At 63.4% G+C, this 26,792-nt stretch carries 23 protein-coding genes; 7 read left to right on the top strand and 16 right to left on the bottom strand.

Features of this window, described 5'->3' with window-relative positions:
* Positions 1–6 precede the first annotated feature (6 nt).
* Positions 7–867, top strand: a complete 861-nt coding sequence (locus ACMGT0_RS26515) for an HlyD family secretion protein (protein WP_054060197.1) — start codon at positions 7–9, stop codon at positions 865–867.
* A gap of 92 nt (positions 868–959) precedes the next feature.
* Here the strand turns inward: ACMGT0_RS26515 and ACMGT0_RS26510 are convergent, their stop codons facing one another.
* The 16 genes from ACMGT0_RS26510 to yaaA all read right to left on the bottom strand — a co-directional run bounded on the left by ACMGT0_RS26510 (position 960) and on the right by yaaA (position 21,283).
* A complete protein-coding gene (locus ACMGT0_RS26510; RefSeq protein ID WP_054060198.1) occupies positions 960–1,784 on the bottom strand; it encodes an SDR family oxidoreductase in 825 nt (274 codons plus the stop codon).
* A 10-nt stretch (positions 1,785–1,794) separates the two neighbouring features.
* Positions 1,795–2,196, bottom strand: a complete 402-nt coding sequence (locus ACMGT0_RS26505) for a thioredoxin family protein (RefSeq protein ID WP_054060199.1) — start codon at positions 2,194–2,196, stop codon at positions 1,795–1,797.
* Positions 2,197–2,303: 107 nt separating this feature from the next.
* The gene (locus ACMGT0_RS26500; protein ID WP_054060200.1) at positions 2,304–2,768 is read right to left on the bottom strand and encodes a hypothetical protein; all 465 of its coding nucleotides are present in this window, start codon (positions 2,766–2,768) and stop codon (positions 2,304–2,306) included.
* Positions 2,769–2,969: 201 nt separating this feature from the next.
* Positions 2,970–4,421, bottom strand: a complete 1,452-nt coding sequence (locus ACMGT0_RS26495; RefSeq protein WP_054060201.1) for a mannose-1-phosphate guanylyltransferase/mannose-6-phosphate isomerase — start codon at positions 4,419–4,421, stop codon at positions 2,970–2,972.
* 139 nt (positions 4,422–4,560) lie between these two features.
* Positions 4,561–5,226 carry an alginate O-acetyltransferase AlgF gene (locus ACMGT0_RS26490; RefSeq protein WP_416770455.1) on the bottom strand — a complete coding sequence of 222 codons (666 nt, stop codon included), beginning with the start codon at positions 5,224–5,226 and terminating at the stop codon, positions 4,561–4,563.
* Positions 5,227–5,242: 16 nt separating this feature from the next.
* Entirely contained in the window at positions 5,243–6,421 is a 1,179-nt protein-coding gene (locus ACMGT0_RS26485) for an alginate O-acetyltransferase (RefSeq protein WP_054060203.1), read from the bottom strand.
* Positions 6,422–6,432: 11 nt separating this feature from the next.
* On the bottom strand, positions 6,433–7,989 hold the full coding sequence (locus tag ACMGT0_RS26480; protein WP_054060204.1) for an MBOAT family O-acyltransferase: 1,557 nt from the start codon (positions 7,987–7,989) through the stop codon (positions 6,433–6,435).
* A gap of 188 nt (positions 7,990–8,177) precedes the next feature.
* Positions 8,178–9,287, bottom strand: coding sequence for a mannuronate-specific alginate lyase (locus ACMGT0_RS26475; RefSeq protein WP_301600503.1), 1,110 nt, complete (start codon positions 9,285–9,287; stop codon positions 8,178–8,180).
* A gap of 11 nt (positions 9,288–9,298) precedes the next feature.
* On the bottom strand, positions 9,299–10,732 hold the full coding sequence (locus tag ACMGT0_RS26470; RefSeq protein ID WP_054060206.1) for an alginate O-acetyltransferase: 1,434 nt from the start codon (positions 10,730–10,732) through the stop codon (positions 9,299–9,301).
* Positions 10,733–10,743: 11 nt separating this feature from the next.
* The gene (gene algG / locus ACMGT0_RS26465) at positions 10,744–12,333 is read right to left on the bottom strand and encodes a mannuronan 5-epimerase AlgG (RefSeq protein WP_192842766.1); all 1,590 of its coding nucleotides are present in this window, start codon (positions 12,331–12,333) and stop codon (positions 10,744–10,746) included.
* Between the two features lie 26 nt (positions 12,334–12,359).
* Entirely contained in the window at positions 12,360–13,844 is a 1,485-nt protein-coding gene (locus ACMGT0_RS26460) for an alginate export family protein (RefSeq protein WP_054061710.1), read from the bottom strand.
* Positions 13,841–15,244 carry an alginate biosynthesis TPR repeat lipoprotein AlgK gene (gene algK, locus ACMGT0_RS26455; RefSeq protein ID WP_054061709.1) on the bottom strand — a complete coding sequence of 468 codons (1,404 nt, stop codon included), beginning with the start codon at positions 15,242–15,244 and terminating at the stop codon, positions 13,841–13,843. The genes ACMGT0_RS26460 and algK overlap by 4 nt, the downstream gene beginning before the upstream one ends.
* Positions 15,245–15,253: 9 nt before the next feature.
* On the bottom strand, positions 15,254–16,432 hold the full coding sequence (locus ACMGT0_RS26450; protein WP_054057818.1) for an alginate biosynthesis protein Alg44: 1,179 nt from the start codon (positions 16,430–16,432) through the stop codon (positions 15,254–15,256).
* A gap of 37 nt (positions 16,433–16,469) precedes the next feature.
* The gene (alg8, locus tag ACMGT0_RS26445; RefSeq protein WP_054057819.1) at positions 16,470–17,951 is read right to left on the bottom strand and encodes a mannuronan synthase; all 1,482 of its coding nucleotides are present in this window, start codon (positions 17,949–17,951) and stop codon (positions 16,470–16,472) included.
* Positions 17,952–18,118: 167 nt separating this feature from the next.
* Positions 18,119–19,435, bottom strand: coding sequence for a nucleotide sugar dehydrogenase (locus tag ACMGT0_RS26440; protein ID WP_054057820.1), 1,317 nt, complete (start codon positions 19,433–19,435; stop codon positions 18,119–18,121).
* A gap of 1,068 nt (positions 19,436–20,503) precedes the next feature.
* Positions 20,504–21,283 carry a peroxide stress protein YaaA gene (yaaA, locus tag ACMGT0_RS26435; RefSeq protein ID WP_416770451.1) on the bottom strand — a complete coding sequence of 260 codons (780 nt, stop codon included), beginning with the start codon at positions 21,281–21,283 and terminating at the stop codon, positions 20,504–20,506.
* A 241-nt stretch (positions 21,284–21,524) separates the two neighbouring features.
* Between yaaA and ACMGT0_RS26430 the strand changes: the two genes are divergently transcribed.
* The 6 genes from ACMGT0_RS26430 to ACMGT0_RS26405 all read left to right on the top strand — a co-directional run bounded on the left by ACMGT0_RS26430 (position 21,525) and on the right by ACMGT0_RS26405 (position 26,770).
* A complete protein-coding gene (locus ACMGT0_RS26430; protein WP_054061708.1) occupies positions 21,525–22,649 on the top strand; it encodes a polysaccharide deacetylase family protein in 1,125 nt (374 codons plus the stop codon).
* A gap of 379 nt (positions 22,650–23,028) precedes the next feature.
* A complete protein-coding gene (locus ACMGT0_RS26425) occupies positions 23,029–24,423 on the top strand; it encodes a PhoH family protein (protein WP_054057824.1) in 1,395 nt (464 codons plus the stop codon).
* Between the two features lie 105 nt (positions 24,424–24,528).
* On the top strand, positions 24,529–25,002 hold the full coding sequence (gene moaC / locus ACMGT0_RS26420) for a cyclic pyranopterin monophosphate synthase MoaC (RefSeq protein ID WP_054057825.1): 474 nt from the start codon (positions 24,529–24,531) through the stop codon (positions 25,000–25,002).
* A complete protein-coding gene (locus ACMGT0_RS26415; protein WP_054061707.1) occupies positions 24,999–25,244 on the top strand; it encodes a MoaD/ThiS family protein in 246 nt (81 codons plus the stop codon). The genes moaC and ACMGT0_RS26415 overlap by 4 nt, the downstream gene beginning before the upstream one ends.
* Before the next feature lies 1 nt (position 25,245).
* Entirely contained in the window at positions 25,246–25,695 is a 450-nt protein-coding gene (gene moaE / locus ACMGT0_RS26410) for a molybdopterin synthase catalytic subunit MoaE (protein ID WP_054057827.1), read from the top strand.
* 298 nt (positions 25,696–25,993) lie between these two features.
* Complete coding sequence (locus tag ACMGT0_RS26405; protein WP_054057828.1) at positions 25,994–26,770, top strand: ABC transporter substrate-binding protein; 777 nt, start codon at positions 25,994–25,996, stop codon at positions 26,768–26,770.
* Positions 26,771–26,792 lie beyond the last annotated feature (22 nt).

Below are 26,792 nucleotides of genomic sequence, written 5' to 3'. Positions count from 1 at the left end.
GACCCGATGAAAAAGCTCTTCAGCCTGCTCGCCACCTTGCTGGTCCTGGCCCTCGCGATCTGGATCGGCCGGCTGCTGTGGGTGCAGTACATGGAAACCCCCTGGACCCGCGACGGCCGGGTACGCGCCGACATCATCAACGTCGCGGCGGACGTCACCGGCGAGGTGGTGGACGTGCCGGTGCGTGACAACCAGGTGGTGAAGAAGGGCGACCTGCTGATGCAGATCGACCCCGAGCACTATCGCATCGCGGTCAAGCAGGCGCAGTCGCTGGTGGACTCGCGCAAGGCCACCTGGGAGATGCGCAAGGTCAATGCCCATCGTCGCGCCGACCTGGACAACATGGTGATTTCCAAGGAAAGCCGCGACGATGCCGGCAACCTCGCCGACGCGGCCCTGGCCGACTACCAGCAGGCCCAGGCGCAACTGGAGGCGGCACAACTGAACCTGGCACGGACCCAGGTGCGCGCGGCGGTGGACGGCTACGTCACCAACCTCAACGTGCACCGCGGCGACTATGCGCGCATGGGCGAGGCGAAGATGGCGGTGGTCGACATGAACTCGTTCTGGGTCTACGGCTTCTTCGAGGAGACCAAACTGCCCCATGTGAAGGTCGGCGACCCGGCGGACCTGCAACTGATGAGCGGCCAGGTGCTCAAGGGGCACGTGGAAAGCATTTCGCGGGGTATCTACGACCGTGACAACCCCGAGAGCCGCGAACTGATCGCCGACGTCAACCCGACCTTCAACTGGGTACGCCTGGCCCAGCGGGTGCCGGTGCGGATTCACATCGACGAGGTGCCGGACGGTGTCTTGCTGGCGGCGGGGATCACCTGCACGGTGGTGGTCAAGCCGACCGCGCAGTGACCTGGGGCAGCGGCAGGCTGCAAGGGCCCCGAAGATCACCGCCAACGCCTGGCTTCACTCGGTCGTTGTGGGGCCATCACGGCGGATGGTGCCTAGAGCCGGCCTCCCAAGCCGAACTTCTTCATCAGCACCTTCTCCAGCAGGCCCTTGGGCAGCAGGTTCGCCATCAATGGCAAGGCCCGGCTGCCGTTGCCCAGGCGCAACAGACGTGGCGGATTGGGCTGGCTGGCGGCCCTGAGCAGGCCGGCGGCAAATTCGCTGGCCGGCGTCGGCCGGTTCTGCGAGGCGTTGGCCCGCGCGCGGATGCCCTCACGCAACGGCCACCAGGGCGATTCCTCGGCAATCAGTTGCTCGGCCTCATGGCTGGCATTCCGGGCGAAATGGGTGTCGATCGCCCCGGGCTGCACTTCCATCACCCGCACACCAAAGGGGGCCAGTTCCATGCGCAGCGCATCGCTCAGGGCATGCACCGCCGCCTTGGACGCGCAGTAGGCGCCGGCGAACGGAGTGACCAGCACGCCCGAGACACTGCCGACATTCACCACCAGCCCACGGCTGCGGCGCAGCGCCGGGAGCAGGGCGCGGGTTACGCCGACGACGGAAAACACATTGGTTTCGAACTGCCGCTGCATGGCCTCGACACCGCCATCGAGCAGCGGACCCATGGCGCCGTAGCCGGCGTTGTTGATCAGGATGTCCAGGCCCGCCGGCTGCTGCCCGATACGTTCGGCCAGCTGTTGCAGGGCCTTGCCATCGTTGACGTCCAACTGCACGGCGGTGAACCCGGCGGCGGCCAGGGCAGCGACATCCTCGGCCTTGCGTGCGGTGGCCCAGACCTCATGGCCGGCCTGTCTGAAACTGTCGGCCAAGGCGCGGCCGATACCGCTGGAGCATCCGGTGATCAAGGTGACGGGCATGGGCACATCCTTATGAGGCCTGGGAGTCGAAGACCTCCGAGAATACCTTGTCCGTGACAAAAAGGAGTGAATCGAGCCCCTGTTTGATCTTTTCCCGGTTGGTGCCGTGCATGCGGCTCTGGCCACCGTGACCATCGAGAAAGAACAGGGTGGGTACGAACTCGATCTCGATAGCCGGTTGCATCAGCTTGAAGATCGGATAGCTGAGCTGGAAAAACGCCACCTTGTCCCGATAGGGCCCGGCGGCCAGTGCCGCGATTTGCGGCTTGAGTTGTTCGCAGGGCGGGCAGCCGCGACCGTAGATCAGCACGACCGAGGGCTTGGGGCGGATGAGCGGCACTTCCAGACTGCCCAGCTCGCTGCGGAACGCGCGCCGGGTCTTTATCTCGGTCACTGAGGTGTGGCTCTTCATTCTGACTCCCTGCCTGGGTTGCACCGCCAAAGGGTTATTCAACGCCAAAATCAGAGGGTTGTAACCTGTCAAAAATGACAGGTGGCCAAGTGCCATCATTGTCGGTTTCAGCCGGAAAAACTGCCCTGCAGACGCTCTGCGCGAAACTCCAGAGTCTGTGGACGGTAGCCGGGACGCAGGGGCGGCATTGGCAGGCAATCTTCCCAGACTCCTGCGGCCTGCAACTGGCCAGGACCGCGATAGCGGGGGGCGCTGTAGCTGTTTTCGGCGAGGTTGACGGTGTCGCCCGGAGCGTAGGCGGCGATGCGCCAGCGCAGTTCCACCAGGGGCACGCTGTTGTCGTTTTTCATCTTCAGTTGCAGCGGTCGGTCGGCCGGGCAGTGCTCGGGGGCGTAGCTGATACGCATCTCCAGGCGCGCCAGTTGCCGGGCTTCGCGGGTATCCATCCAGGCCACCCAGGCGGCCACCATGCCCAGTCCGGCCAGCGCGGCCAGGGAGACCGGCAAGGCCTTGGCCGGGTAGCGCAACAACAGGATCAGCCAGGTGATGATCAGCAGGACGCCGATGAACATGAACGGATGCCTCGATAATGCGGGAAGCCTCATCCTGACAGTGTAGGTGGCGCGGGTCCATCCTGGAGATTTGCCCACCTGTCAGGGAGCGTGGCTCTTACAATTCGGGGGCAGTGTTGTGAGCGCAATGGGGGCACCCGCGCCCTGCCCGCCGCGGATAGGGGACGCGGCGGGCAGGGCTCAGGTGGTGGAACGCGGGAGTCACTGGGCGATGGTTTTCACCGAGACGCCCCGCTCGACCGGAGTCGAACGGCCGTAGATATCTTCGAAACGCTCGATATCGTCTTCGCCCAGGTAGCTGCCCGATTGCACTTCGATGATCTCCAGCGGGATCTTGCCCGGGTTGCGCAGGCGGTGCACCGAGGCGATCGGGATGTAGGTGGACTGGTTCTCGCAGAGCAGGAACACGTTTTCGTCACAGGTCACTTCGGCGGTGCCGCTGACCACGATCCAGTGTTCGGCGCGGTGGTGATGCATCTGCAGCGACAGGCACGCTCCCGGCTTGACCGAGATGTGCTTGACCTGGAAGCGTCCGCCCATGTCCACCGAGTCATAGGAGCCCCATGGCCGGTAGACTTCGCAGTGGTTCTGGGTTTCGCTGCGGCCCTGTGCGTTGAGGGTGTTGACCAGTTGCTTGACGCCCTGGACCTTGTCCTTGTGGGCGATCATCATCGCGTCCTTGGTCTCGACCACCACGATGTTCTCCAGGCCGATCACCGACACCAGTTTGCCGTTGCCGTGGATCATGCAGTTGCGGCTGTCCTGGATCACCACGTCGCCCTTGCTGACGTTGCCGTTCTCGTCCTTCTCGTGCACATCCCACAGCGACGACCAGCAACCGACGTCGCTCCAGCCGGCGGTGAGCGGCACCACGCAGGCGCGCTGGGTCTTTTCCATCACCGCGTAGTCGATCGAGTTGTCCGGGCACTGGGCGAAGGTGGCTTCGTCGAGGGTCACGCTGTCGGCATCCTGCTGGCTGCGTTCGAGGGTCAGCAGGCAGGTGTCGTAGATGTCCGGATCGTGCTTTTTCAGCTCTTCGAGGAAGCGGCTGGCGCGGAACAGGAACATGCCGCTGTTCCAGTAGTAGCCGCCGGCCTCGACGAACTCGTTGGCGCGTTTTTCATCGGGCTTCTCGACGAATTGCGAGACCCGGCTGACGCCTTCCGGCAGCAGCGCGTCGTTGCTCGACTTGATGTAGCCATAGCCGGTTTCCGGCTTGGTCGCCGGCACGCCGAACAGCACCATCTCGCCACGTTCGGCGGCCACGGTGGCCAGGGCCAGGGCGCGCTGCAGGCCCTTCTGGTCCTCCAGCACATGGTCGGCGGGCAGCACCAGCATCAGCTCGTCGCGGCCTTCGTTGACCAGCAGCATGGCGGTCAGGGCCACGGCGGGTGCGGTATTGCGGCCGAAGGGCTCCATCAGGATGCGCTGGGCTTCGAGCTGGCGTGCCTGCAGCTGTTCGCTGACGATGAAGCGGTGGTCCTTGTTGCAGACCACGATCGGGGTGTCCATGCCTTCGAACACCAGGCGTTCGATGGTCTGCTGGAACAGGGTCTGCTCGCCGGTCAGGGCGAGGAACTGCTTGGGAAACTGCTTGCGCGACAGTGGCCAGAGACGGGAGCCGCTACCACCAGAGAGGATTACCGGGATCATGCTGTTACTCCTTTAAACGATATTGGGTTCAGAGCTACTGTGTGCTGTCTTGTTGTTGTCCAGTGCCGGACGATGCGCGTTGGCGGGAGCAGCACCTGTCGAGCCCGCACGCTCAGGTCGCGTTCGTCCGGCGAATTCATCAGCGGGTCGACACCGGGCGCTTGACCCAGACCGGCGACAGGCTGCTGCCGCTGCCGGTGACGTAGAGCACCGCCGCTTCGCCGCGTTCCAGCGCGACCGGCTTGAGGTCACTGACCTTCTGGTTGCCGTCGTACAGGGCGAAGCTGACCTTCACCGGGTTGATCTCGCGTTCGCCACGACCCTTGGCGGCCACCGACTGGACCACGTCGGTCTTGCCATCGGCGGTCTTGAGGGTCAGCGCCTTGTCGCTGAGGTTCTGCACGCGTACCAGGGACTTCTGCTTGTTCTTGAACGGTGGTTCCTCGATCAGCTGTGGCTGGCCGCTGGCGTTGTTGACCAGGGTGTAATAGTGATCGGGGGCGAGTTTCACCGGCAGGCTCTGGCTGCCGACCTTGGCGCTGTAGTCACCGCCGGGCATGAAGCTGAAGTCGCTGCTGGCCAGTGGGGCGACGTCGTTGAGCGCGGTGGCCCCGACGGTGGCGCTGACTTCCTGGTTGCTGGCGTTGTACAGGCGTACGAAGCTCGAGCCTTTCGGTGCGGTCGGGCCGTACAGGGCGGCGTCGCCGGCGGCCCAGACCTGCAGCGAGAGCAGGCTCAGGCCGGCGGCCATGACCAGGGTCTTGAGGGTACGGCCGTGGGTGTTACCAGTAGTAGTAAAAGTCATGGTGCATACCTCTTTTTCAGTTTTGCGCCTGTGCAGGCGACTCGGATCGGGTTGTGTTCAGAACCAGGTTCTGTTGGCGGATACCCGCGGCTTTCAATTGCGCGACCCACTGCGGGTCGGCATCGCCGATTTCGTTGTTGACCGGCAGGTAGCGCTCCGGGAATTCCCAGATCAGCACCTGTGGCGGGTTGTTCTTGAAGGCGTCGCTTTTCAGGTAGGCGAGCATCGGCAGGATGGGTCCATGGCCGTCCTCGGCGTAATTGACCACGTCGCTGTGCAGTGCCTGCTTCAGGGCGCCGACGAAGTTCCATTTCGGGTTGGCGCTGTAGCTGGTGCCGATCAGTGCCACCGGCACTTCGTTGTCGGCGAACAGGGCGTCGCCGCCGGCCGACTCGCTGTCGACGGCACGGGTGACACGTTTTTCCAGCGGCTCCTCGGCCGGCATCAGGTTCTCGAACAATGGGTCCAGCGGCAGGAACTGACGCAGGTCGCCCTTGTGTTCCTCGGTCTTCCCGGCCTCGGTGACGAAGCGCTGCGGCTGGCCGCTGAGCGGCATGGCCTGGGCTATCGCGTTGGCCAGTTGGTTCGCGGCGACCTGGGCACCGTCCGGGGTCCAGTGGGTGTCGGTGCGCAGGAATACCTGCTGGCCGTTCTGCTTGGCCTGCTGCAGCGGGCCGAGCAGGTCGGGGGCGAGGATGTGCCCGGCGGCGACGCGGGCGTGGAAGTCACGGTACAGGTCGGCATGGATGCTGGCCGGACGCTCGTCGCCGAGGTGTTCCGGATACAGCCGGACCTTGGCCGGAACGATCGCCATCACCAGGTTCACGCCCTTGGCCTTGAGGGTCTGGCGCACGCCTTCGACCAGTGCGTAGTTGTCTTGCAGGTTCTGCTGCTGGCCGGCGGTCGGCTTGAATTCCTCGTCGCTGTAGAGCCATTGGTCACGGCCCAGTACCACGCCGGGACGGCCTTCGTTGAACAGCTTGAAGTCCAGCGCGGCCCAGAGGTTGGTGCCCAGGCGCTTGATCGGGAACTCGTCGTCGTAGCGGGTCTCGACGGCCTTGGCCCAGCGCCCGTTGAGGAACGTGGCGTCGGGGTTGGTGCTGAAGCCGATGAGGCCGCGCAGGGACCACAGGCCCAGCGCCAGCAGCAGGGCGAGGAACAGCGCGATATAGAGGATGCGTAATGAGCGGGTCATGGTCGGCTCCCTCAGAACTGGAAGTAGAGGAACGGCGAGAAGCTCTGCGCCGAGAGTTTGAGAATCGAGGCGATGAACAGCAGCAGCACCAGGGCGCGCATCAGGTAGCGCGGCCAGTCGGCGACCCAGTAGGCCGGTTGCACCTGGGCTTCGACGCCGACGGTGTAGCCGGGCTCATGGATGCTGCCGGCCGCCTCGCCGGGCGCGGCCTTGATCAGGCCGGGTTGGGCGCTGGCCGGGCCATCGGCCGGCTTGCCTTTCGCCTTGGCGGCGGGCGGGTCGCGGTACAGGTCGCGCAGGCCGAAGAACGCCAGGGTCGCGTAGGCCACCACCAGGGTCGCCACCTGCAGGCCGGTGAGGCTGGCGCGGTTGAGTTCCGACAGCGACCAGTCGCCGAAGCTGAACATGGCACCGTACATGCGGCCGGCCACGTGCAGGTTCTCGGCACGGAAGATCACCCAGCCCATGATCACCAGCAGGAAGGTCAGGGCCCAGCGGATCGGGTTGAGGCTGCGCGGGGTGGTGTTGATGCCCAGGGCCTTTTCGATCGCCAGCCACATGCCGTGCCAGGCGCCCCAGACGATGTAGGTGATGTTCGCCCCGTGCCACAGGCCGCCCAGCAGCATGGTCAGGAACAGGTTGCGGTAGGTGATCAGGGTGCCGCGGCGGTTACCGCCGAGGGTGATGTACAGGTAGTCGCGCAGCCAGGTCGACAGGCTGATGTGCCAGCGCCGCCAGAACTCGGTGATCGACTGGCTGATGTAGGGCTGCTTGAAGTTCTCCATGAAGCGGAAGCCCATCATCAGGCCCAGGCCGATGGCCATGTCGCTGTAGCCGGAGAAGTCGAAGTACAACTGCGCGGTATAGGCCAGCGCGCCGAGCCAGGCATCGCCGGTGGTCGGATGTTGCAGGGCGAAGCAGTGGTCGGCGACCACCGCCAGGGTGTCGGCGATGAACACCTTCTTGATGAAGCCCTGCATGAACCGCGTGGCACCTTCGGAGAACTTGTCGAGGGTGTGGGTGCGGTGGTTGAACTGGTCGGCCAGGTCACGAAAGCGCAGCACGGGACCGGCGATCAGGTGCGGGAAGATCGCCACGAAGGCCGCGAAGTCGATCAGGTTGCGGGTCGCCGGGGTGTCGCCGCGGTACACGTCGATGATGTAGCTGATGGACTCGAAGATGTAGAACGAGATTCCGATCGGCAGCAGCACGTGGGTCAGGATGAACGGTTCCAGACCGAACGAGGTCATGATCGCGTTCAGGCTGTCGACGCCGAAGTTGGCGTACTTGAAGTAGCCGAGGATGCCCAGGTCGACGGCCACGCCCAGCAGCAGCCAGCGCTGGGCCGGTTTGCTGCGTACGCCGGCGGCACCGACTTTCAGGCCGATCCAGTAGTTCCACAGGGTCACGCCGGCGAACAGCGCCAGGAAGTCGACCCGCCACCACGCGTAGAACACGTAGCTGGCGACCAGCAACAGCAGGTTGCGATAGCGTTGCCCGCTCAGGTAGTACAAGCCGAGAAAGATCGGCAGGAACAGGAACAGGAACACGTTGGATGAGAAGACCATCCCGATCTCTCCTTGTCTGATCAACAGTCCGGGGCCAAGGCCCCCCCAAACCCCCCATGCAATCCGGGGGGCGTCGATCGTTCCCACGCTTTGCGTGGGAACGCCTCTCAGGACGCTTGGCGTCCGCTTTGTGACGCAGGGCGTCACGGGCTGCGTGCCCACGCGGAGCGTGGGCACCATCGGGTTCGTTAGCGGTTACCCTTCTCGTGCGCCGGGTCGTAGACCCGGGTCAGGTCGCCGCCGAGGCGGAAGGCCTTGAACGGCTGCATCCCGTGCTTGCGCTGCAGCACATCGTCCGGGCAGGTGTAGAGCGTGCAGTAGGGCTCCAGCCAGGCGAATTTGCTGTCGACCTTGAGATCGGTCATGTCCTGCTCGCGGCCGTTGCGGGCCTGGAACTGGCTGGGGTCCTGGACGCCGGCCAGCACCCGGTCGCCGAGGCGCTTGAGGGCAGCGTTGTTTTCCTGGCGCAGGTCGACGCCGTTGGCCAGGGCGAAGCTGGCGATCATCGCCAGCGGCGGCAGCGCATAGTTGTGGTAGGCCAGGGCGCGTTGCTGGCGCTTGAGTTCGTTGGGCAGGAAACCCTGCGGGTCGACCTGGTTGGCACCGACCTTGTATTCCTTCACCGCCCAGTCGAACAGGTCGCGGCGGTCGGTGGCGATGGCGGTTGCCATCACCGCCCAGGCGGCCCAGTACGAGTGGTTGTTGGTCTTGTCCAGCGGCAGGTTGTCCCAGTCGCTGACCACCTGGTCGGCCAGCTTGCCGAACCAGGCCTCGATCTGCTGCGCCTCCTTCTGGTGGGTCGCCAGCGGACGGGAGTCGGAGAACTTCAGGCGCAGGTAGGACGAGGCCATGCTGCCCAGCGCCCATTTGCGCATGGACTTGCCGGTGTGGTTGAAGTCCCTGGAGGTCAGCGCATCGGCCTGGGCCCAGGCGGTCAGCCAGTTCAGCGTACAGCTCAACTCCTGCGGGCGGCCGTCACGCATGAACTGCATCACCTGTTTGCTGGTGCCGCGCTCCATGCTGGTGATGTCGGCGGTGCTGTCGCGAAAGGCCTTTTCCGACTGCACGTTGAGGGTCGCCCGGGCCTTGTCGGAACCCTCGTACTTGCTGCGGAACTGCAGTTGGCCGGTGTAGGGCTGGGGCATGGCCTCGCAGCCCTCGCTGCTGTCGCCGCTCTTGACCTTGTCGACGGCGGCGAAGTAACCCTGCGGCGGACGCAGTGGCGCCGCCGCCTGGGCGGAGCCGGCGACGATCGCCAGGCCCAGCAGGGAAGGAACGAGCAGTGTGCGGATAGTCATCTTCAGGCACCTCATAACCCGGCCTGGGCCCGGTGGGGCTCGGCGCTGGGGAATACGTTGCGTTTGCAGATCTTCGCCTCGACCTTCTGGGGCGCGGTGCCCGGTTCCGGGCCCTGGACTTCCACGGCCAGCAGGTTCTGGTTGGCCCAGTCCTCGTCGGTGCGCAGTTCGAAGGCGAAACGTCCGTCCGTGTCCGATGTTTCCGGTTTCTCGATCTTGATGTCCTCGTGGCGACCGTTCATGTACCAGAGGGTGGCTTGCAGGGTTTTCACCGAGGTGTCGGCGAAACGGATGTCGACCTGGTGGCCGCTGTTGCGCAGGTCGCGGTTGTTGCTGTTGACCAGCAGCTCGTTCTTGCCCGGCTTGACCGTGGTGCTGGCACTCATGTCGGCGTTCTTGCCTTCGCAGCCGTTGTCGAGCAGGGACATCATCTGCCGGTAGATGGTTTCCTGGTCCAGGCGGTAGAGCGGCGAGAACTCCCAGATGAGAATCTTCGGTGGTTTCTTCTGGAACTCTTCGCTGCCCAGGTATTGCAGCATCGAGCCTTCCAGGCCGCCGCCGGGGAAGGCGACGTTGAGAATGTCGGCACCGATGTACTGCTGCAGGAAACCGGCGAAATTGTAGTTCTTGCCACTGTGGCTGGTGCCGACCAGGGTGATCTGCGGGTCGCCGGCGTCACCGAACAGGTCGCCGTCTGCTGCCTCACCCTTGGGCTCGGTGGCGAACTGTTCCATGTACTGGATCGCGTAGCTGGTGCCGCACAGCTGGCCGGCCATGTTGTGCAGGGTGCCGGTCTTGCCCATGCGGCCGGAAACGTGGGTCTCGAATTCGCGATGGGGGATGTCGGCGAAGCCTGGGACCTTTTTCACCGTCTCGGCGACGATCTTCGCCGTGCGTTCGGCACCGTACGGGGTCCAGTGCTGGTCGCCACGGAAGTAGAAGTCGTGGGCCTGCTGCTCGTTGGTCAGTGGCGACAGGTCGGGCACGTGGTAGCCCATTTTCGCGAAGCGGCCGAGCATCGCCTGGTAGTTGTGCAGGGCCTTCTGGTAGTCGAACTTGTCGCGCTCGGCGGGGAACAGCTTGTTGCGGTTCACCAGGCCACGGGTCGGTTGGTAGACCACCACCAGTTCGACGCCCTTGCTCTTGAAGGCATCGTGCAGTTGCTGCAGGCGCTTGTAGCCGGCCGGCGTGGTGTCGAACTCGGTGCGCAGGTCTTCCTGGGTACGGAACAGCCAGTCGCCCTGGGCCTGGACCAGGGTGGTGAAGTTCTGCTGGTAGCGGGTCACGTAGTTCTTCGCGTCATGGGCCGCGGGGCACAGGCTGCAGCAAGGCTCGGCGGTGAATTTCGGCGCTTGCACTTCCTCGGCCCGCAGGTTGCCGCTGGCGGCGAGGATCGCGGTGGCAAGGGCAGAGAGGCCGAGCAGTTTGATCAGGTGTGGGTTCATTAAGGTCGTCCTCAATCGCGCATTTCGGTCTGGCGTTCGACGGGGTCGATCAGCACGGCTTTCTGCTGGCGCACCAGCAGGTCGAGAATTTCATCCTGGCGATCACCCAGCACGCCGGTGAAGGTGATGCCGCTGCTCTTGGCCGGGGCGAGCATCGACACCCGGTACAGTTCCAGGCTCAGCGGCGAGTCGATGGACAGCGGGCCGCTGCCGTTGCCGGCCAGTTCGCCGCCGACCACGATCAGCGAGACTTCGGCGTCGAACGGGTCGAGCTTGATGTCGCGGTCGGTGTCGCTCAGGTCCTTGATGTGGCCGTAGATGCCGGTCAGGCCGTTGGCCATCGACAGGTTCTCGTACAGGCGCACGTTGACGCTGTTGCGGATGCGGATGCCGTGGCGCTTGTTGCCGATCAGCCGGTTGGCGTAGATCAGGTTGTCGGCACTCTCGTAGAGGGTGATGCCGTCGGTATGGTTCTTGTAGATCTCGTTGTAGGCGATCAGGTTGTTGACGCTGTTGCGGTCGATCACCAGTCCCGAGAGGTGGTTGTCGTAGCTGCGGTTGTTGAAGATGAAGCTGTCGTTCACTTCCCGGGAAATGATGATGCCGTGCTTCTTCTTCGTGCCGTACACGGTGTTGTCGGCGATGATCAGCCGGTGCGAGCGGTCGTGGGGGTCGATGCCGTAGACGATGTTGTCGCGATAGGTATTGCCCTTGAGCACGAAGTCACGGGTTTCATAGCAGTAGAAGCCGTACCACATGTCGCTGAATTGCGAACCGATGATCCAGCCGGTCGGTTCGGGACGCTTGAGCACCTTGGCCATGTTCGGCGTGTACTGGGAAATACTCACACCGTAGGACTTGCTGTTGGAGTAGCCGAAGCTGGCCATCGTGCTGTTGACGATATAGGTCTCGGTGCCGCCCCAGGCCAGCAGGAACGGACGGAATTCCTTCGGCGAACGGAAGGTCGCCGGGCCGTTGTCGGCCTCGCGCCAGCCGGTGACCTTGGTGTCGCGCACGAACAGTTGCCCGTCGTTGACCAGGAACGCGCCGCCTTCCTGGGACAGCCGCAGTTCCTGGGTCTGACCGTCGATTTCGAGGATGCCCTTGCGCCCGACCACGATCGGAATCCTGGCCAGGAATACGCCCGGCGAGGTTTCGCTGATGTACTTGGCCGGCAGCTTCTTCACCAGGTCCTTGAGGTTCAGGTAGCCGTCGTCGATGAAGATCGCCTGGGGGATGCCGTGCTGGCGCACCACCCATTCGGCCATCTTGTTGTCACCGCCGATGAAGTCCTTGAGGGCGTCCTCCTGCATCATCCGGCGCACGCTGATCTTGCCCGGCTGGCCGCGCACGATCTTCGCCGCGACGGCCTCGGCGGTGTAGCCGCCGAGGTCCGGCAGCTTGGGCTTTTCCAGGTGCAGCGGTTCGCTCGGCGCGGTGCTGACGGTATAGGTCTTGGCCTGTTGCAGTTCCTTGGCAATGATCGGCGCCTGGCCGCTGGCGGTGGCCGGCTTCTCGACGTTGGCGAACGCCGTGCTGCCGGCCAGCAACAGGGCGGCAGCGAGAGCGCTGAGCGAACCTTGCATGGCGATCTGATTCATCTTGGAAACTCCCTTGGCGGCCGGCATCAGAAGCGCCAGATCACGTCGATGAATGCGCGGTGCATGTAGGAATCGACGTCGTGGCCGTAGGCGCTGCCCGGCTTGAACACGCCGCCGCGAAAGCGCACCAGCGCCGAGGGTTCGTCGATCGACTGGCTCAGGGCTGCCGGCAGCAGGCCCTGCTTGAAGTACTTGGTGACCACCAGATCCATCTCCTGGCCCATGTCCTTCTTGCCGTCCTGCAGCGGCAGCGAGGTGCTGGAGAGCAGGGCGCCGGTGCTGTCGTCATAGGTGTTCTGCGCGGCGTTGATGCCGTTGCTGCCGACGTCCTTGTTGCCATCGACACGCCAGAACTTGTGGTAGACCAGGCTGGCGTCGTAGTCCTCGCGCAGCTGCCAGGAGCCGAACAGGGTGGCGGTCTGCAGGTTGTTCAGTTCGCCACGGAAGGCTTCGCCGAAGCGGTGCATGCGTGAGCGGGTGCCGGTGAAGTTCGAGCGGTTGCTTTCCAGGCCGTTCTGTTCGTAGTCGCCGCTGGCACGGGCGTAGGCGGCACCGACCTGCCAGTTCGGATCCAGGCGCAGGCGCACGCCGAGGTCGGTGGCCCAGCCGTTGACGCTGTCGCCACGCTTGGCTTCGGCCGGACGGGTACCGTCGGCGTTGAGCGGGTTGACGCTATCGCGGTGGCCGCTCATGCCGGTCAGGCTGGCCCAGTAGTTGATCGTGTTGGTGTTGCGGAAGTTGTAGGCGTCGCTGTTGGCTTCCAGGCCGAGCCAGGTCAGGTTGCCGTTTTCCTTCTTGTCCAGCGGGTCGCTGGCGACACCCGGGGTCGGGTAGTCGAGCTTGCCGTCGTCGTGGCTGTGGTGGGCGCGCAGGCCGACCCACTGGCCCGGGGTCCACTGGTAGGCGACGTCGCCGTAGACGTGCAGGCGGTCCTTGTCCTTGGGCGCGAGTTCGGTGAGGTCGGTGCGGTATTCGCTGAAGCGTTCGGCGGTCCCCAGGTTGGCGCGCAGCAGGGTGGTGTCGAAGGTCCAGTTCAGCGCTTCGATATTGGTGTCGCGCCACTGTCCGTCGTCGTTGCGCAGGCGCTGGCGACCGAACTTGAGGATCTCGCCGGGGTAGGGCGTGAAGCCCTTGTAGCCGACCCAGAACTCACGCAGGGCCAGGTAGCTCTTGTCCGGCTTGCGGGCGTCGTTGCTCGAGCTTTCCTGGTCGCCATTGGCCTGTTGCAGGGTGTCGGTCTCGATGATGTCGGTGGCGGTCACCGCCTGGCCCATGGCGTAGGCGCTCCAGTTGCCGCTTTCGCCGTAGACCCAGGGGCGCAGGTCGAGGCCGATGCCGTTGGCGTCGCCACCCTTGAGGGTGCCGAGGTCGCGATCGTCTTCCGACTGCGCGGTGATCTTCGCTTCCAGGCCGAAATTCTGGGTTTCGGTGAGGGCGGCCAGGGTCGGCGTGGACCAGGCCAGGGCAAAGCTCAGGCCGATGCCGGCCTTCACGAAAGGATTGAAAGTCATAGGGTCTTTTCCTCGCTGTCGCCTTCCTGCAGGACTTGTTGCAGGTCCAGCGCGTTGCGGCTCAGGGTGCCGCGCAGGCGCTGCTCCTGCTGCAACAGGCGCTGGGCGTCGGCGCGCTGGGCAGGCGGCAGTTGTTCGTCGAGTTGCTGGGCCAGCTCATTGGCTTGCGGCGTGTCCTGGGTTTTTGCCAGTTGGCCGAAGACATAGGCGTTGAGCGGGTCGGGCTTGGTCCCGCGACCCTGGGAAAACAGTTGGGCAATGGCGTAGTCGGCGCTGTTCTGGCCGTTGCGGGCGGCCTTGAGCAGGTGGTCGAGGGCTTTCTGCGGGTAGACCTGGCCGAGGTAGCCGCGGCGATAGATCTGCCCCAGGTAGTAGTCGGCGGCGACTTCGCGGCCGACGGCTTTCTGGAAATGCGCCTCGGCCTGTTTCGCGTCCGCCGGCACCCACTTGCCTTCGTAGTAGAGCTTGCCCAGCAGCAGTTCGGCCCGCGGCTGGTCGGCGGCGCGACCGTTGTTCAGGTACTCCATCATCTGGTCGACGTTGCCCAGGTCGGGGTAGTCGTAGAGCAGTTGCGCCAGGCTGACCCAGGATGCCGGGTATCCGGGGGCGATCTTCTCGAGCAGTGCCTGCGCGGTTTTCGTATCCGGCTGGCCGAGGCTCGAGTCGGCCAGTACCCGGGCGACGCTGTCGACCCGCTGGGCACCGACTGCACCGCGGCTGTAGGCGGCCTGCAACTGCTTGAGCAGTTCGGCCTGCTGGTCCGGCTGGGCGCGTTTCTGGTAGACGGTGGCCAGCTCGACGTAGCAGATGTCGGTGCTGTTGAGCGCGGCCTTGCAGATTTTCTCCACCTCGTCCAGGTGCTGGTCGTAGGTACCCTGGGTGCGATAGAGCAGGACCTGGGCCAGCCCCGCTTCCGGGTAGCCGGCGCTGCGCCACTGGTCGATCTGGCGCTGGGCGTTGACCTCGGGGAAGCTCTGCGGGAATTGCAGGTAGAGCATCGCCAGGGCGATCAGGGTGTTGCCTTCACCATTGGCGAAGGCCTTTTTCAGCAGGGTCTCGGCCTCGTGGTGCTCGGCTTCGGTCGCGCCGGGCTTGGCCACCAGCAGGCGCCCCAGGCGGGCCTGGGCACGGGGCGAGGTGTCGGCGGCGGCGCGGTAGGTCGCCTCGGCCTGACGGATCTGTGCCGGGTCGCGGCTTTCCACCTGGATATCGGCCAGGCCGACCTGTGCGTCGCTGTAGCCCAGGTCCGCCAGTTGGCGGTAGTTCTGCTCGGCCAGGGCGGTGTCGCCGCGCTTGAGCGCCTCGTTGGCCAGGCGCTGGTCGGGCAGACCGGCGCAACCGGCCAGGCCGATCGCCATGGCCAGTGTCAGGGGCAGGGGTCTGAAGGTCGTCACAGGCATGTCCTCCGCTTACAGTCCGGCGGCCATGGCTTTGTCGATCAGCCAGTTGAGGTTCGGGCCACGGTCGCTGTGCACTTCCACCGGACGGCCGGCGAGGCTGCTGTCGAGGCTTTCATCCGGCTTGATCAGCACGCGGATGTCGGAGGACAGGTCGTCGCTCTTCAGGCTGGAGCTGCTGACGATCCGGCCCTGGCGTACCTGCTCTTCGCCGGCGACCTGGAAGTTCACGCGGGTGCCGGGACGTACTTCGCCGAACTGGCGATAGGAGAAACGTGCCTCGACGTTGGCCACGCTGTTGCGTGGCACCAACTGGAAGATCACGTCGCCCTTGCTGGCGTACTGACCGTTGGCGACCAGTTGCTGGGCGACCACGCAGTCGCACGGCGAGGTCAGGGTACCGGTCATCTGCTTGCCGAACAGTTCCTCGACCTTGGCCGGTTGCAGCTGGTCTTCGTCCAGGTGGCCCTTGAGCACGTCGAGCATGCTGGTGCTGAAGCTCGCCAGTGGCGCGCCCTTGGCGGCGATGCCGTCGTCCTTGAGCAGGCTCTGCACGGTACCGTCGCGCGGCATGGTGACGTTCACCCCCGGCACGCTGACCAGGCCGGCCTGAGCGTGGCTGACGAAGTACATGCCGTAGATCGACTTGAGCACGAAGCCGAACGCCGCCAGGCCGACGACGAACACGCCGACGCTGAAGGTCACCGCACGCAGGCGGCCAAGCGGGCTCAGGCCGGTGCCGTCGTCCTTCTTGCGCCGGGCCTTGGTGAAGTTGTCGCGCTGCAGGGTGGCGAGCACGTCGCCCATGCTGACGATATCACCGGCCAGGTGCGAGGTGATCAGGTGGCGCAGGGTGGCGATGTCCTGGGGTTCCAGGTTCTGGAACTGGCAGCCGACGCGACCGTGCTGGCGGTCGTAGGCGCGGATCTGCAGTTCGACATCCATGCCCAGGCCGAGGTTGTCGATGACGAACATCAGACGGCCCTTGTACACCTCGCCGAGGGTCAGTTCCTGTTGCTGCTGCGGCGGCAGGTTGAAGCTCAGGCCGCCGGCGGACAGGTCGTGCACAGGCACTTCCATGGGCTTGCCCGCGCTACCGAAGAAACGCAGCTTGGCCGGGATCTTCACCCGGGCGTGCTGGCGCTGGGCTTCGGATTCGTGGACGACGTTGGCGTTGACTTTAGAGTTCATGAGTTAAAGCTCCATTGGCTAATTCAGGCGAGTCGGGTCAGACCATCGTCATCAGCACGGCGATGAAAATGCTGCCGGCGGAGAAGGTCATGGTCCGGGACGACCAGGTGTTGAACCAACCTTGAAAGCTGGCGAGGTCGCGGCTCAGTTTGGTGTCCTGGCGGGTCCAGGACTGGCGGTCGAGGCGGAAGAACACGTAGATCTTCATCAGTGCGCCGACGATCTGGTTGTAATAGAGGATCGCCGGGTAGGCCGGGCCGATGCTGTGGCCCGAGCAGGCCAGCAGGATCGTCAGGATCAGGCGGGTGATGCCGATCCACAGCAGGTAGGCGAGGATGAATTCGATGCCGTACTTGAAGCTGGCGATCAGCGCCACGGTCAGGCCCAGCAGCGAGGTCCACATCGACACGCGCTGGTCGAACAGCACCACGCTGGTGAACAGGCCGAGGCGGCGGATACCCAGGCCCAGGGCGCGGGAGTTCTGGCGCAGGTTGTTGCCGTACCAGCGGTACATCAGCTTGCGGCTGGACTTGATGAAGCTCTTCTCCGGCGGGTGCTCCACGGTATGGATCGCCGCGTCGGGCACGTAGAAGGTGTCGTAGCCCAGGCGCATCAGGCTGTACCAGCTGGACTTGTCGTCACCGGTGAGGAAGCGGAAGCGGCCCAGGCGCCAGTGTTCCAGCGAGTCGCTCTCGACGTCGGCGATGAAGCCGGCATCGGTGACCACGCTGGCGCGGAATACCGACATGCGCCCGGTCATGGTCAGTACGCGCTTGGACAGGGCCATGGAGCACATGTTGATGTGGCGCTGGGCGAAGCGCAGCTTGTGCCATTCGCTCATGACGTAGCCGCCGCGCACTTCGCAGAATTCGTTGGTGGTCAGGCCGCCGACGTTGTCGAACAGCTGGAACCAGGGCACGGTGCGGCGCACCACGCCTTCGCTGAGGACGGTATCGCCGTCGATCACCGCGACCACGGCACGCTCGTCCGGCAGGTGACGGGAGATCGCCCGGAATCCGTAGGCCAGGCCGTCGCGCTTGCCGGTGCCGGCGATGCGGACGAAGTCGAGGGTGACGCGCTCCGGCGGGTTCATCCGCGCCCAGAGGCTCTTGACCAGCAACTCATCGGACATTTCCACCAGCGAGCAGACCACGGTGGTGGGGAAGCCGCAGTCGATGGCTTCGCGGATCACCGATTGGTAGACTTGGGCGGTGGTGTGGGCGTCGATGCGAAAGCTGGTGACCATCAGGAACACGTGGGACGGGTCCGTGGCCTTGCCCAGCTTGCGCAGTTTGCGCCGCAGGTGCGGGTAGACGATGTAGAGGAAGATCATCCCGCGCACGAAATGGGTGGCGCCCATGGAGTAGCGCCAGATACCCACGGCACCGATCAGGAAGATGAAGTCCTTGGATTCGGCATCGAAGGTCGAGGTGGGCAGCAGTGAGGCCAGGCCCATCAGCAACGTCAGGTAGAACAGCCAACCGGCGGCCTGGAGGAGGCCATGTTTCAGCCTGTACATAATCTGCATCCATCTGTGTCTCGGGCGAGGCCCGATGGGGTCGTTAGCAATCCTGGGGGCGAGGCGCCCGGTGGGGCGCCATCGTCAGCAAGCCGGCTCCCGCGGGGAGGGGAGGGACCCGAGGGGCCGGCCTGCTGGCGATCAACCGCGTTGCGGTTGCCGCGGGTTTACCAGCAGATCCCTTCGGCGCGGCCGCCGGCGCTGGTCGGCTTGGACATGAAGCCGACCAGGTCGATGACCTGCTTGCCGTGTGGCGCGTTCTCGGCCAGGTCGCGGAACTTCTCGTCGCGGTTGCCGAGGATGATCACGTCGCTGTTGTCGATCACGGCGTCGAAGTCGGCGTTGAGCAGGGACGACACGTGGGGAATCTTCGATTCGATGTAGTCCTTGTTCGCCCCGTGGACGCGGGCGTACTCGACGTTCTTGTCGTAGATGCTCAGGTCGAAGCCCTTGCCGATCAGCATTTCCGCCAGTTCCACCAGCGGGCTCTCGCGCAGGTCGTCGGTACCGGCCTTGAAGCTCAGGCCGAGCAGGGCGACCTTGCGCTTGTCATGGCTGGCGACGATGTCGAAGGCGTTCTGTACCTGAGTCTCGTTACTGCGCATCAGCGAGTTGAGCAGTGGCGACTCGACGTCCAGGGAGCCGGCGCGGTAGGTCAGGGCGCGCACGTCCTTGGGCAGGCAGGAGCCGCCGAAGGCGAAGCCGGGGCGCATGTAGTACTGGGACAGGTTGAGAGTCTTGTCCTGGCAGACCACGTCCATCACTTCGCGGCCATCGACGCCGACGGCCTTGGCGATGTTGCCGATCTCGTTGGCGAAGGTCACCTTGGTGGCGTGCCAGACGTTGCAGGTGTACTTGATCATCTCGGCCACTTCGATGTCCTTGCGGATGATCGGCGCGTCGAGTTCTTCGTAGAGGGCCTGCAGGACATCGCCGGAAGCACTGTCGAGTTCGCCGATGACGGTCATCGGTGGGTAGTCGTAGTCCTTGATCGCGGTACTTTCGCGCAGGAACTCGGGGTTGACCGCGACGCCGAAGTCGACGCCGGCCTTCTTGCCCGAGCAGTCCTCGAGAATCGGGATCACCACGTTCTTCACGGTGCCCGGCAGCACGGTGCTGCGTACGACGATGGTGTGGCGGGTGGTCTTGTCGCGCAGGACGAAACCGATTTCACGGCACACCGATTCGATGTAGTTCAGCTCCAGGTCGCCGTTCTTCTTGCTTGGCGTACCGACACACAGCATCGACAGATCAGTGGCCCGAATCGCCTCGGCGAAGTCGGTGGTGCCGCGCAGTCGACCACTGGCAATACCTTGGGCCAGCAGCGGCTCCAGACCCGGTTCGACAATCGGCGACTTGCCGTTGTTGATCAGGTCGATCTTGTCCTTGGAGATATCAACGCCAACGACATCATGGCCTCGTGCAGACAGGCAACCGGCACAGACTGCACCGACGTAACCCAAACCGAATATGCTAATGCGCATTGCATTTACCTCTATCTTAATTACGCCATCAAATGGCGGAAGTTAATGTAGCCAGTAGTCGTAATGCACTCGAAAGTCTCACCGGAAGAGGTTGCTCTACCGAGTGCAGGCATATAAATATCGAGTGGCTAAATAATTGCACTCAAGCTGTGCGCAACTTGGCCTTGTTATGAGGGACATGCCCTTTAATGTGGCCGACCTTCTTCAGGACGGTCCTTGTCAGCGGGCTTGCCGTCCGCTTATGCCCGTGGCAGAGCCTTTGGGGTATAAGCCGGCAAGTGTCTGACTGGTGCATTGTCTGGGTGGCCGCCCTGGCCTTCGTAGGGGATATTAATGATGCGTATCTCCTGTCCTTTGATGGATTGCAATTGGCTGGGCTCTTTCGTAAGTCCTAGGTTCAAACTTAAACAAGTTATCCAGCCTGCCTGTAAGTCATCTCTTACAAAATCGTTGAGACTCGTCACGGGTGGTATGAGCAATGGAGGGGAACATAAGTTCCGATCCGCTCATCCTGTTTTCGGAAAATTCTTGAAATATTGTTGGAGATGGCACTGCTTTCATATTGATAGCACTTCTCGTTTCGCCCTTTGATTACGGGGACGAAAAACGCTGCGATGGTTCTATGCCATCATGGGAAAAATTTTTTGGTGCCACTACGAAAAAAAATGAAAAAAGTCGAGTGAAAGAATTTTCATTGTTGTTACGGTCAATTTTATGGCGTCAGAAAAATGGATTTCCGGGGTGGCGCACGAAGGGGAGGAGAGGAAATCGTGGGTTCTACACATTGCGTGCAGTGCACCAGGTCGGGGCAGGGTAACAGAAAAATCGCCTTGGGCCGGCAATCATTTTCCTCAAGGGGAGAATCGCCTGCGAGAGCCAATGGGCTTTGACTCCCCGGCGACGAGCGTTCAAGCCGGCACCCGAGAGTAAACCGGCGCCCGTTGTTCGCGGAGCTGCTGCCATGATTATTGTGGGAGTGGGGCTTGCCCGCGAAGCTTTTGCCGCTCTCGAAGACGCCTTCGCGGGCAAGTCCGCTCCCACCGTGCAGGGGGCTGTGCCTTGAAACGGTTACTCCTGCGCGTGGTCGCGGAGGAACACCAGGTTGTCCGGCTTGGAGAGTTCTGCGCTGAAACGGTAGCCTTGTTCGTCGAACGTCTTCAGATTTTCAGGGTTGGTGATGCGTTCGCGAATCACGAAGCGGGCCATCATGCCGCGGGCCTTTTTGGCGTAGAAGCTGATGATCTTGTACTGGCCGTTCTTCTGGTCACGAAACTCGGTATTGATGATGCGGGCGTTGAGCGCCGAGCGTTTGACCGCCGAGAAGTATTCATTCGAGGCCAGGTTCAGCAGTACGTCGTCACCTTGTGCGGCCAGGGCTTCATTGAGCCATTCGCTGATGCGCGTGCCCCAGAAGGCGTAGAGGTCCTTGCCGCGGCCGTTGGCGAACTTGGTACCCATTTCCAGGCGGTACGCCTGCATCAGGTCCAGGGGGCGCAGCAGGCCGTAGAGCCCGGAGAGCATGCGCAGGTGGGTCTGGGCGAAGTCGAAGTCGGCGTCGCTGAAATCCTCGGCGTTCAGGCCGGTGTAGACGTCGCCCTTGAAGGCCAGCAGGGCCTGCTTGGCGTTGTCCGGGGTGAAGGCCGGGGTCCAACTGCCGAAGCGCGCGGCGTTGAGGCCGCCGATCTTGTCGGAGACATGCATCAGCTCGCTGATCTGTGCCGGGCTCAGCAGGCGCAGTTGTTCGATCAGCTCCTGGGAGTGGTCGAGGTATTGTGGCTGGGTATAGCGTTTCGTCACCGGTGGTGTTTCGAAATCGAGGGTCTTGGCGGGGGAAATCACCATCAGCATGAAGTCGTCTCCTGTAATCGTCGGGGGATTCTAGGGGGTTGGGCGGTTTGGCTCCACCTATGATGCCGATAGCGGCCGGGTGCTTGTCTTTGGGGCTTGGCGATTTTTACGCAGGATTGTCATGCGACCCGGGACTGCAGGAGCCGGGCTTGCCCGCGAATGGGCCGGAACACGCGCAGCAGGAGGGGCGGACGTTGAGATCGGCTATAGTGCGCAGGTTCCTGTCACGGAGACATCCTTCTTGCGTTTTCTTCTTTTATGCTCGGCCCTGCTGGCCTGCCTGGGCGCCGCGGCCGCGCCGAACGACGTCGCGACCCTGGATCGCAGCACCTGGCCCGAGGCGCTGAGCAGCCCGGCGCTGTTCGATGTCGCCTCGCGGGCGGAAATCCTCACCTTCGCCCATGCCCTGCTGGTCAGCGAGATGACCGACGAGCCGGCCCTCAGGCAGCGCCTGGGGCTCAGGCAGATCAACATGGCGTCGATCAACCGGGTGCGTGCCCGTCTCTGGTCGCGCCTGCTGCAGAACTACAACTTCGCCCAGCAGAGCTGCGAGCAGGACGCTTCGTTCTGCTATTACGTCGAAGACATGGACAGCCTGCGCGAACAGGCCGGCAAGTTCCGCGTGCCGGAAGACTCCTTCTATATCCGCTGGGCCGAGCCGAGCCGGGCGTTTCACGAGCGCTACCTGGATGAACTGCTGCGCATGGCCGCGCTGTTTCCCCAGACCAGCAGCGAAATCGCCCTGTTCGGCGAGCCCGAGCGCAATGGCGAGGATTTCCATGATCGACTGTTCCTGCTGAGCTTCGACGGCGGTCCCGGTCCGGTCGCGGGCAATACCGACAAACTGACCGGGTACCTGCGCCGGCAGAAGATGAATGGCCTGTTCCTTGTCCTGGGCGGCGCCCTGCAGGCGCGGGTGGACAAGAGCTCGATCATGGCCGTACGGGAGCTCTATAAACAGCAGTGCGTAGGTATCGAGGGCTGGCAGTATCGCTCCCACAGTCACTGGCAGGACTGGCAGGATTCGGTGCAGCGCAGTGCCGCGCTGGCACAGAGCGTGTTGCCGGAGAACTACCTGCCGTTGTTCCGCCCGCCTTATGGCCAGCGCCAGGCGGACAGCGGGGCGTTCTTCAGGAAGCAGGGCTTGCAGGTGGTGTTGTGGGACATCGATTCGGCCGATGGGAGTGGCAAGCTCAGCGCCGAGCAGTCCGCCCAGCGGGTGATGACCCTGATGCTGTTGTGGCGGCGTGGTGTGATCGTGTTCCACGATGCCCAGGACAAGGCGCTTGGTGCATTGCCCTGGCTGTTACGGCAGACGGCGGAAAGTGGCCTGGGTTGGCGTGATTGCAACGACGCGTTTCGCTAGTGCGTTGTGGGAACGTCCGCCGTGCTCGCCAACCGTGCCATAAGCTGGGTTCTCGTGGCTTGAAGGCTCGGGATGTAGGAAATTTCGAAGGAATTCGGGGCAGGTGGACTTCCGACTTTAACGGGGTCCGGCCTGCTCGCCAAGGGCTATTCGTCACTCTGAAAAATAAACTTCAAAAAGTCGTCAAAGTGCTTTTTCCTGTCACGGGTTTTGCGGTATTACGGAGTCAGACCGCCGAAACCTGCAACACAGGTGGCGTCTGCCAAGACCCCACCTTGTGCACAGAGCGCCTGCCCCTTCCAGGCGAGTTCGGCGGTCACTTCGAGGCGCGATGCCGTCCAGGCGTCGCGTCGACTGGCTCCCACAAAGGTGACCGAGTATGGATGATCACGGACGCACGCCTTCTTCCAACCAGCCAATCCTTTACGTGCTCGATACCAACGTACTGATCCACGATCCAAACGCGTTACTGAACTTCGAGGAGCATCACGTCGCCATCCCGATGACGGTCCTGGAGGAACTCGACAAACTCAAGAGCGGCCACCACAGCGTGGCTTCCGAATGCCGTCAGGCGATCCGCCTGATCGACAAGACCCTGGGCGATGCCAGCCCCGAGGACGTCGAGCGGGGAGTGCCTATCCAGCGGGGCAAGAGTGGTCCCAAGGGGGCGCTGTCGATCCTGATGAGCAAGCGCAACGAGCCCAATCTGTTGCTGCCGGAAAACCTCAACGACAACATCATCATCAACCAGTTGGTCGACCTGCATGCGCGTGACAAGGGGCTGCGCCTGGTACTGGTGACCAAGGACATCAACATGCGCCTCAAGGCGCGTGCCTGTGGCATCGCGGCCGAGGACTACAGCACCGACCAGTTGGTCGATGACGTGGACCTGTTGCCCAAGGGCTTCCACAACGTGCCCGGCTCGTTCTGGGACCGGGTCAGCAAGGTCGAGACCCGTCAGGGGCATGGGCGCACCTGGCACCAGGTGCAGATGACCGACAACCTGCCGGCTGTGCACGTCAATGAGTTCATCATCGATGAGCAGGGTTTCGTCGGTTGGGTGAAGGAGATCGATGCCGATGTGCTGCTGATCCTCGACCTGCATCAGGAACCGCTGCTGCACCAGGAGGCCTGGGGCCTGAAACCCCGCGACATCTACCAGAGCCTGGCGCTGTACGCCTTGCTCGACCCGGACATCCACCTGGTCAACCTGACCGGTGCCGCCGGTTCCGGCAAGACCATCCTGGCCCTGGCGGCCGCCATCGAGCAGACCATGGTCAGCAAGCGCTACCGGCGTATCATCGCCACCCGCAGCGTGCAGGGCCTGGACCAGGAAATCGGCTTCCTGCCCGGTACCGAGGCGGAGAAGATGGAGCCCTGGCTGGGAGCGATCACCGACAACCTCGAAGCCCTGCACATGGATGACGAAAGCACCCATGGCAGCGTCGACTACATCCTCAGCAAGGTGCCGTTGCAGTTCAAATCCCTCAACTACATCCGGGGCCGCAGCTTCCAGCAGAGCCTGATCCTGATCGACGAATGCCAGAACCTCACGCCGCACCAGATGAAGACCATCATCACCCGTGCCGGCGCCGGTTCCAAAGTGGTGTGCCTGGGTAACCTGGCACAGATCGATACTCCCTACCTGTCCGCGACCAGTTCCGGGCTGACCTACCTGACCGAACGCTTCAAGGACTTCCCGAACGGCGTGCACATCACCCTGCAGGGCGTGCCGCGTTCGATCCTGGCCGAATACGCCGAATCCCACCTGTAACCGCAACCCGGGCGGCCGCGCGCCGCCCGGTCCGGTGCCCATCTCGGGCGTGCGGAAAACTGACCCGCGGGTTTACAATCGACACTCCTGATCAGGAGTATCGCCGTGCTGACTCATCTCGATTCCCAAGGTCGCGCCAATATGGTCGACGTCACCGACAAGGCCGTGACCTTTCGCGAGGCGCTGGCCGAAGCGCGGGTGCGCATGTTGCCGCAAACCCTGCAAATGATCGTCAGTGGCGGTCACCCCAAGGGTGACGTGTTCGCCGTGGCGCGTATCGCCGGGATCCAGGCGGCGAAGAAGACTTCCGAACTGATTCCGCTCTGCCACCCGCTGATGCTCACCAGCGTCAAGGTCGAGCTGAGCGCCGAGGGCGAGGATGCCGTGCGCATCGTGGCGCGCTGCAAGCTGTCCGGCCAGACAGGGGTGGAGATGGAGGCGCTGACGGCGGCCAGTGTCGCGGCGTTGACGATCTATGACATGTGCAAGGCGGTCGACCGTGGCATGACCATCGAGAACGTGCGCCTGCTGGAGAAGCTCGGCGGCAAGAGCGGTCACTATCAGGCGGATGCGTCATGAAGCTCGATGTGCAGTTCTTTGCCCGCTACCGGGAAGTACTCGGGGTGGATGCCGAACAGGTCGAGGGCGAGTTCGCCACGCTCGGGCACTTGCGCGACCACCTGCTGCAGCGCGGTGGCAACTGGCAGGTGCTGGCCGAGCAGGGCCTGATGTGCGCGCGTAACCAGGAACTGTGCGGGGTGGGCGAGCCGCTGGTCGACGGGGACGAGGTGGCGTTCTTTCCTACCGTGACCGGAGGCTGAGATGGCGGTTCGTATCCAGGCCGGAGCCTTCGATCCGGGCGCCGAAGTCAATGCGTTGCACGCGGCGAATGTGGGTATCGGCGCGGTGGTCAGCTTTGTCGGCTATGTGCGTGACTTCAATGACGGGCGCGAAGTGGCCGGGATGTTTCTCGAACATTATCCGGGTATGACCGAGAAGGCGCTGGGCAAGATCATCAGCGAGGCCGAACAGCGCTGGCCGCTGCTGCGGCTGGAGGTTCTGCATCGGATCGGGGCGCTGGAGCCGGGGGAGCCGATCGTGTTCGTCGGTGTGGCCAGTGCCCACCGCCAGGCGGCGTTCGACGCCTGCAACTTCGTCATGGACTATCTCAAGACCCGGGCGCCGTTCTGGAAGAAGGAAAATACCGCCGAGGGGCCGCGTTGGGTCGAGGGGCGGGCCAGCGACCAGGCGGCGGCGCAACGCTGGAAGTAGCGGTCTGCTTGAGGGCCTCTTTGCGGGCAGGTCCGGCTCCTGCAGTCAGTCGTCGTTCACCCGCTCTGTGTACGCCAAAGGCCTGCTGGAACTGGGGCGTGTCGGTTGCCGCATCCCCGCGAAGACCGCGGTGAAATCACGGTAAATCTCCCTTCACGGCCACCTCGGGCCGGCTGCATTTGCTCGTTGACGGATTGTACATATAAGTCCAGTATGGATTTATAAGTACAAAATCAAGTTGTTTTCTTCTGTCTACTGCCGTGTCACAACACCTCCAATAACCAGCGGGAGCCCCAGCATGAAGAAGTTCACCCGGATCTGTGCCGTTACCCTGAGCCTGCTCACCAGCGCCAGCCCGTTCGCCGCCGAGAAGACCTTGCGCATCGGCATCGAGGCGGCCTATCCGCCGTTTGCGTTCAAGACCGCCGAAGGCAGGATCGGCGGCTTCGACTACGACATCGGCAATGCCTTGTGCGCGCAGATGCAGGTCAAGTGCGAATGGGTCGAGGGCGAGTTCGACGGGCTGATTCCGTCGCTCAAGGTCAAGAAGATCGATGCGGCGCTGTCGTCGATGACCATTACCGACGAGCGCAAGAAGTCGGTGGATTTCACCCACAAGTACTACTTCACCTCCTCGCGGCTGGTGATGAAGCAGGGTGCGGTGGTGGATGATCAGTACACCAGCCTCAAGGGCAAGACCATTGGCGTACAGCGTGCGACCACCACTGACCGCTACGCCACCGAGGTCCTGGAACCGCGGGGTATCAAGGTGGTGCGCTATGGCAACAACGAAGAGATCTATATGGACCTGGCGTCCGGGCGTCTGGATGGCATCTTCGCCGACACCATTCCGTTGAGCGATTTCCTGGCGATGCCGCGGGGCGCGGGCTATGCCTTTGCAGGGCCTGAACTGAAGGACCCGAAATATGTCGGCGAAGGCGCGGGGATCGCCGTGCGCAAGGGCAACAGCGAGTTGCTGGGTCAGTTGAACAAGGCCATCGACGGTATCCGTGCCAGTGGCGAATACCAGAAGATCGAAGGGAAGTACTTCAAGTCGGATATCTACGGCGACTGAGTGCCGGAGCCCGCTCGCCACA

It is taken from the genome of Pseudomonas sp. RHF3.3-3 (genome assembly GCF_048069595.1).
In the GTDB taxonomy this organism is placed as follows: domain Bacteria; phylum Pseudomonadota; class Gammaproteobacteria; order Pseudomonadales; family Pseudomonadaceae; genus Aquipseudomonas; species Aquipseudomonas fuscovaginae_B.
Note: the sequence above shows the minus strand (reverse complement) of the source record. Positions and strands in the feature narration are given on the sequence as shown.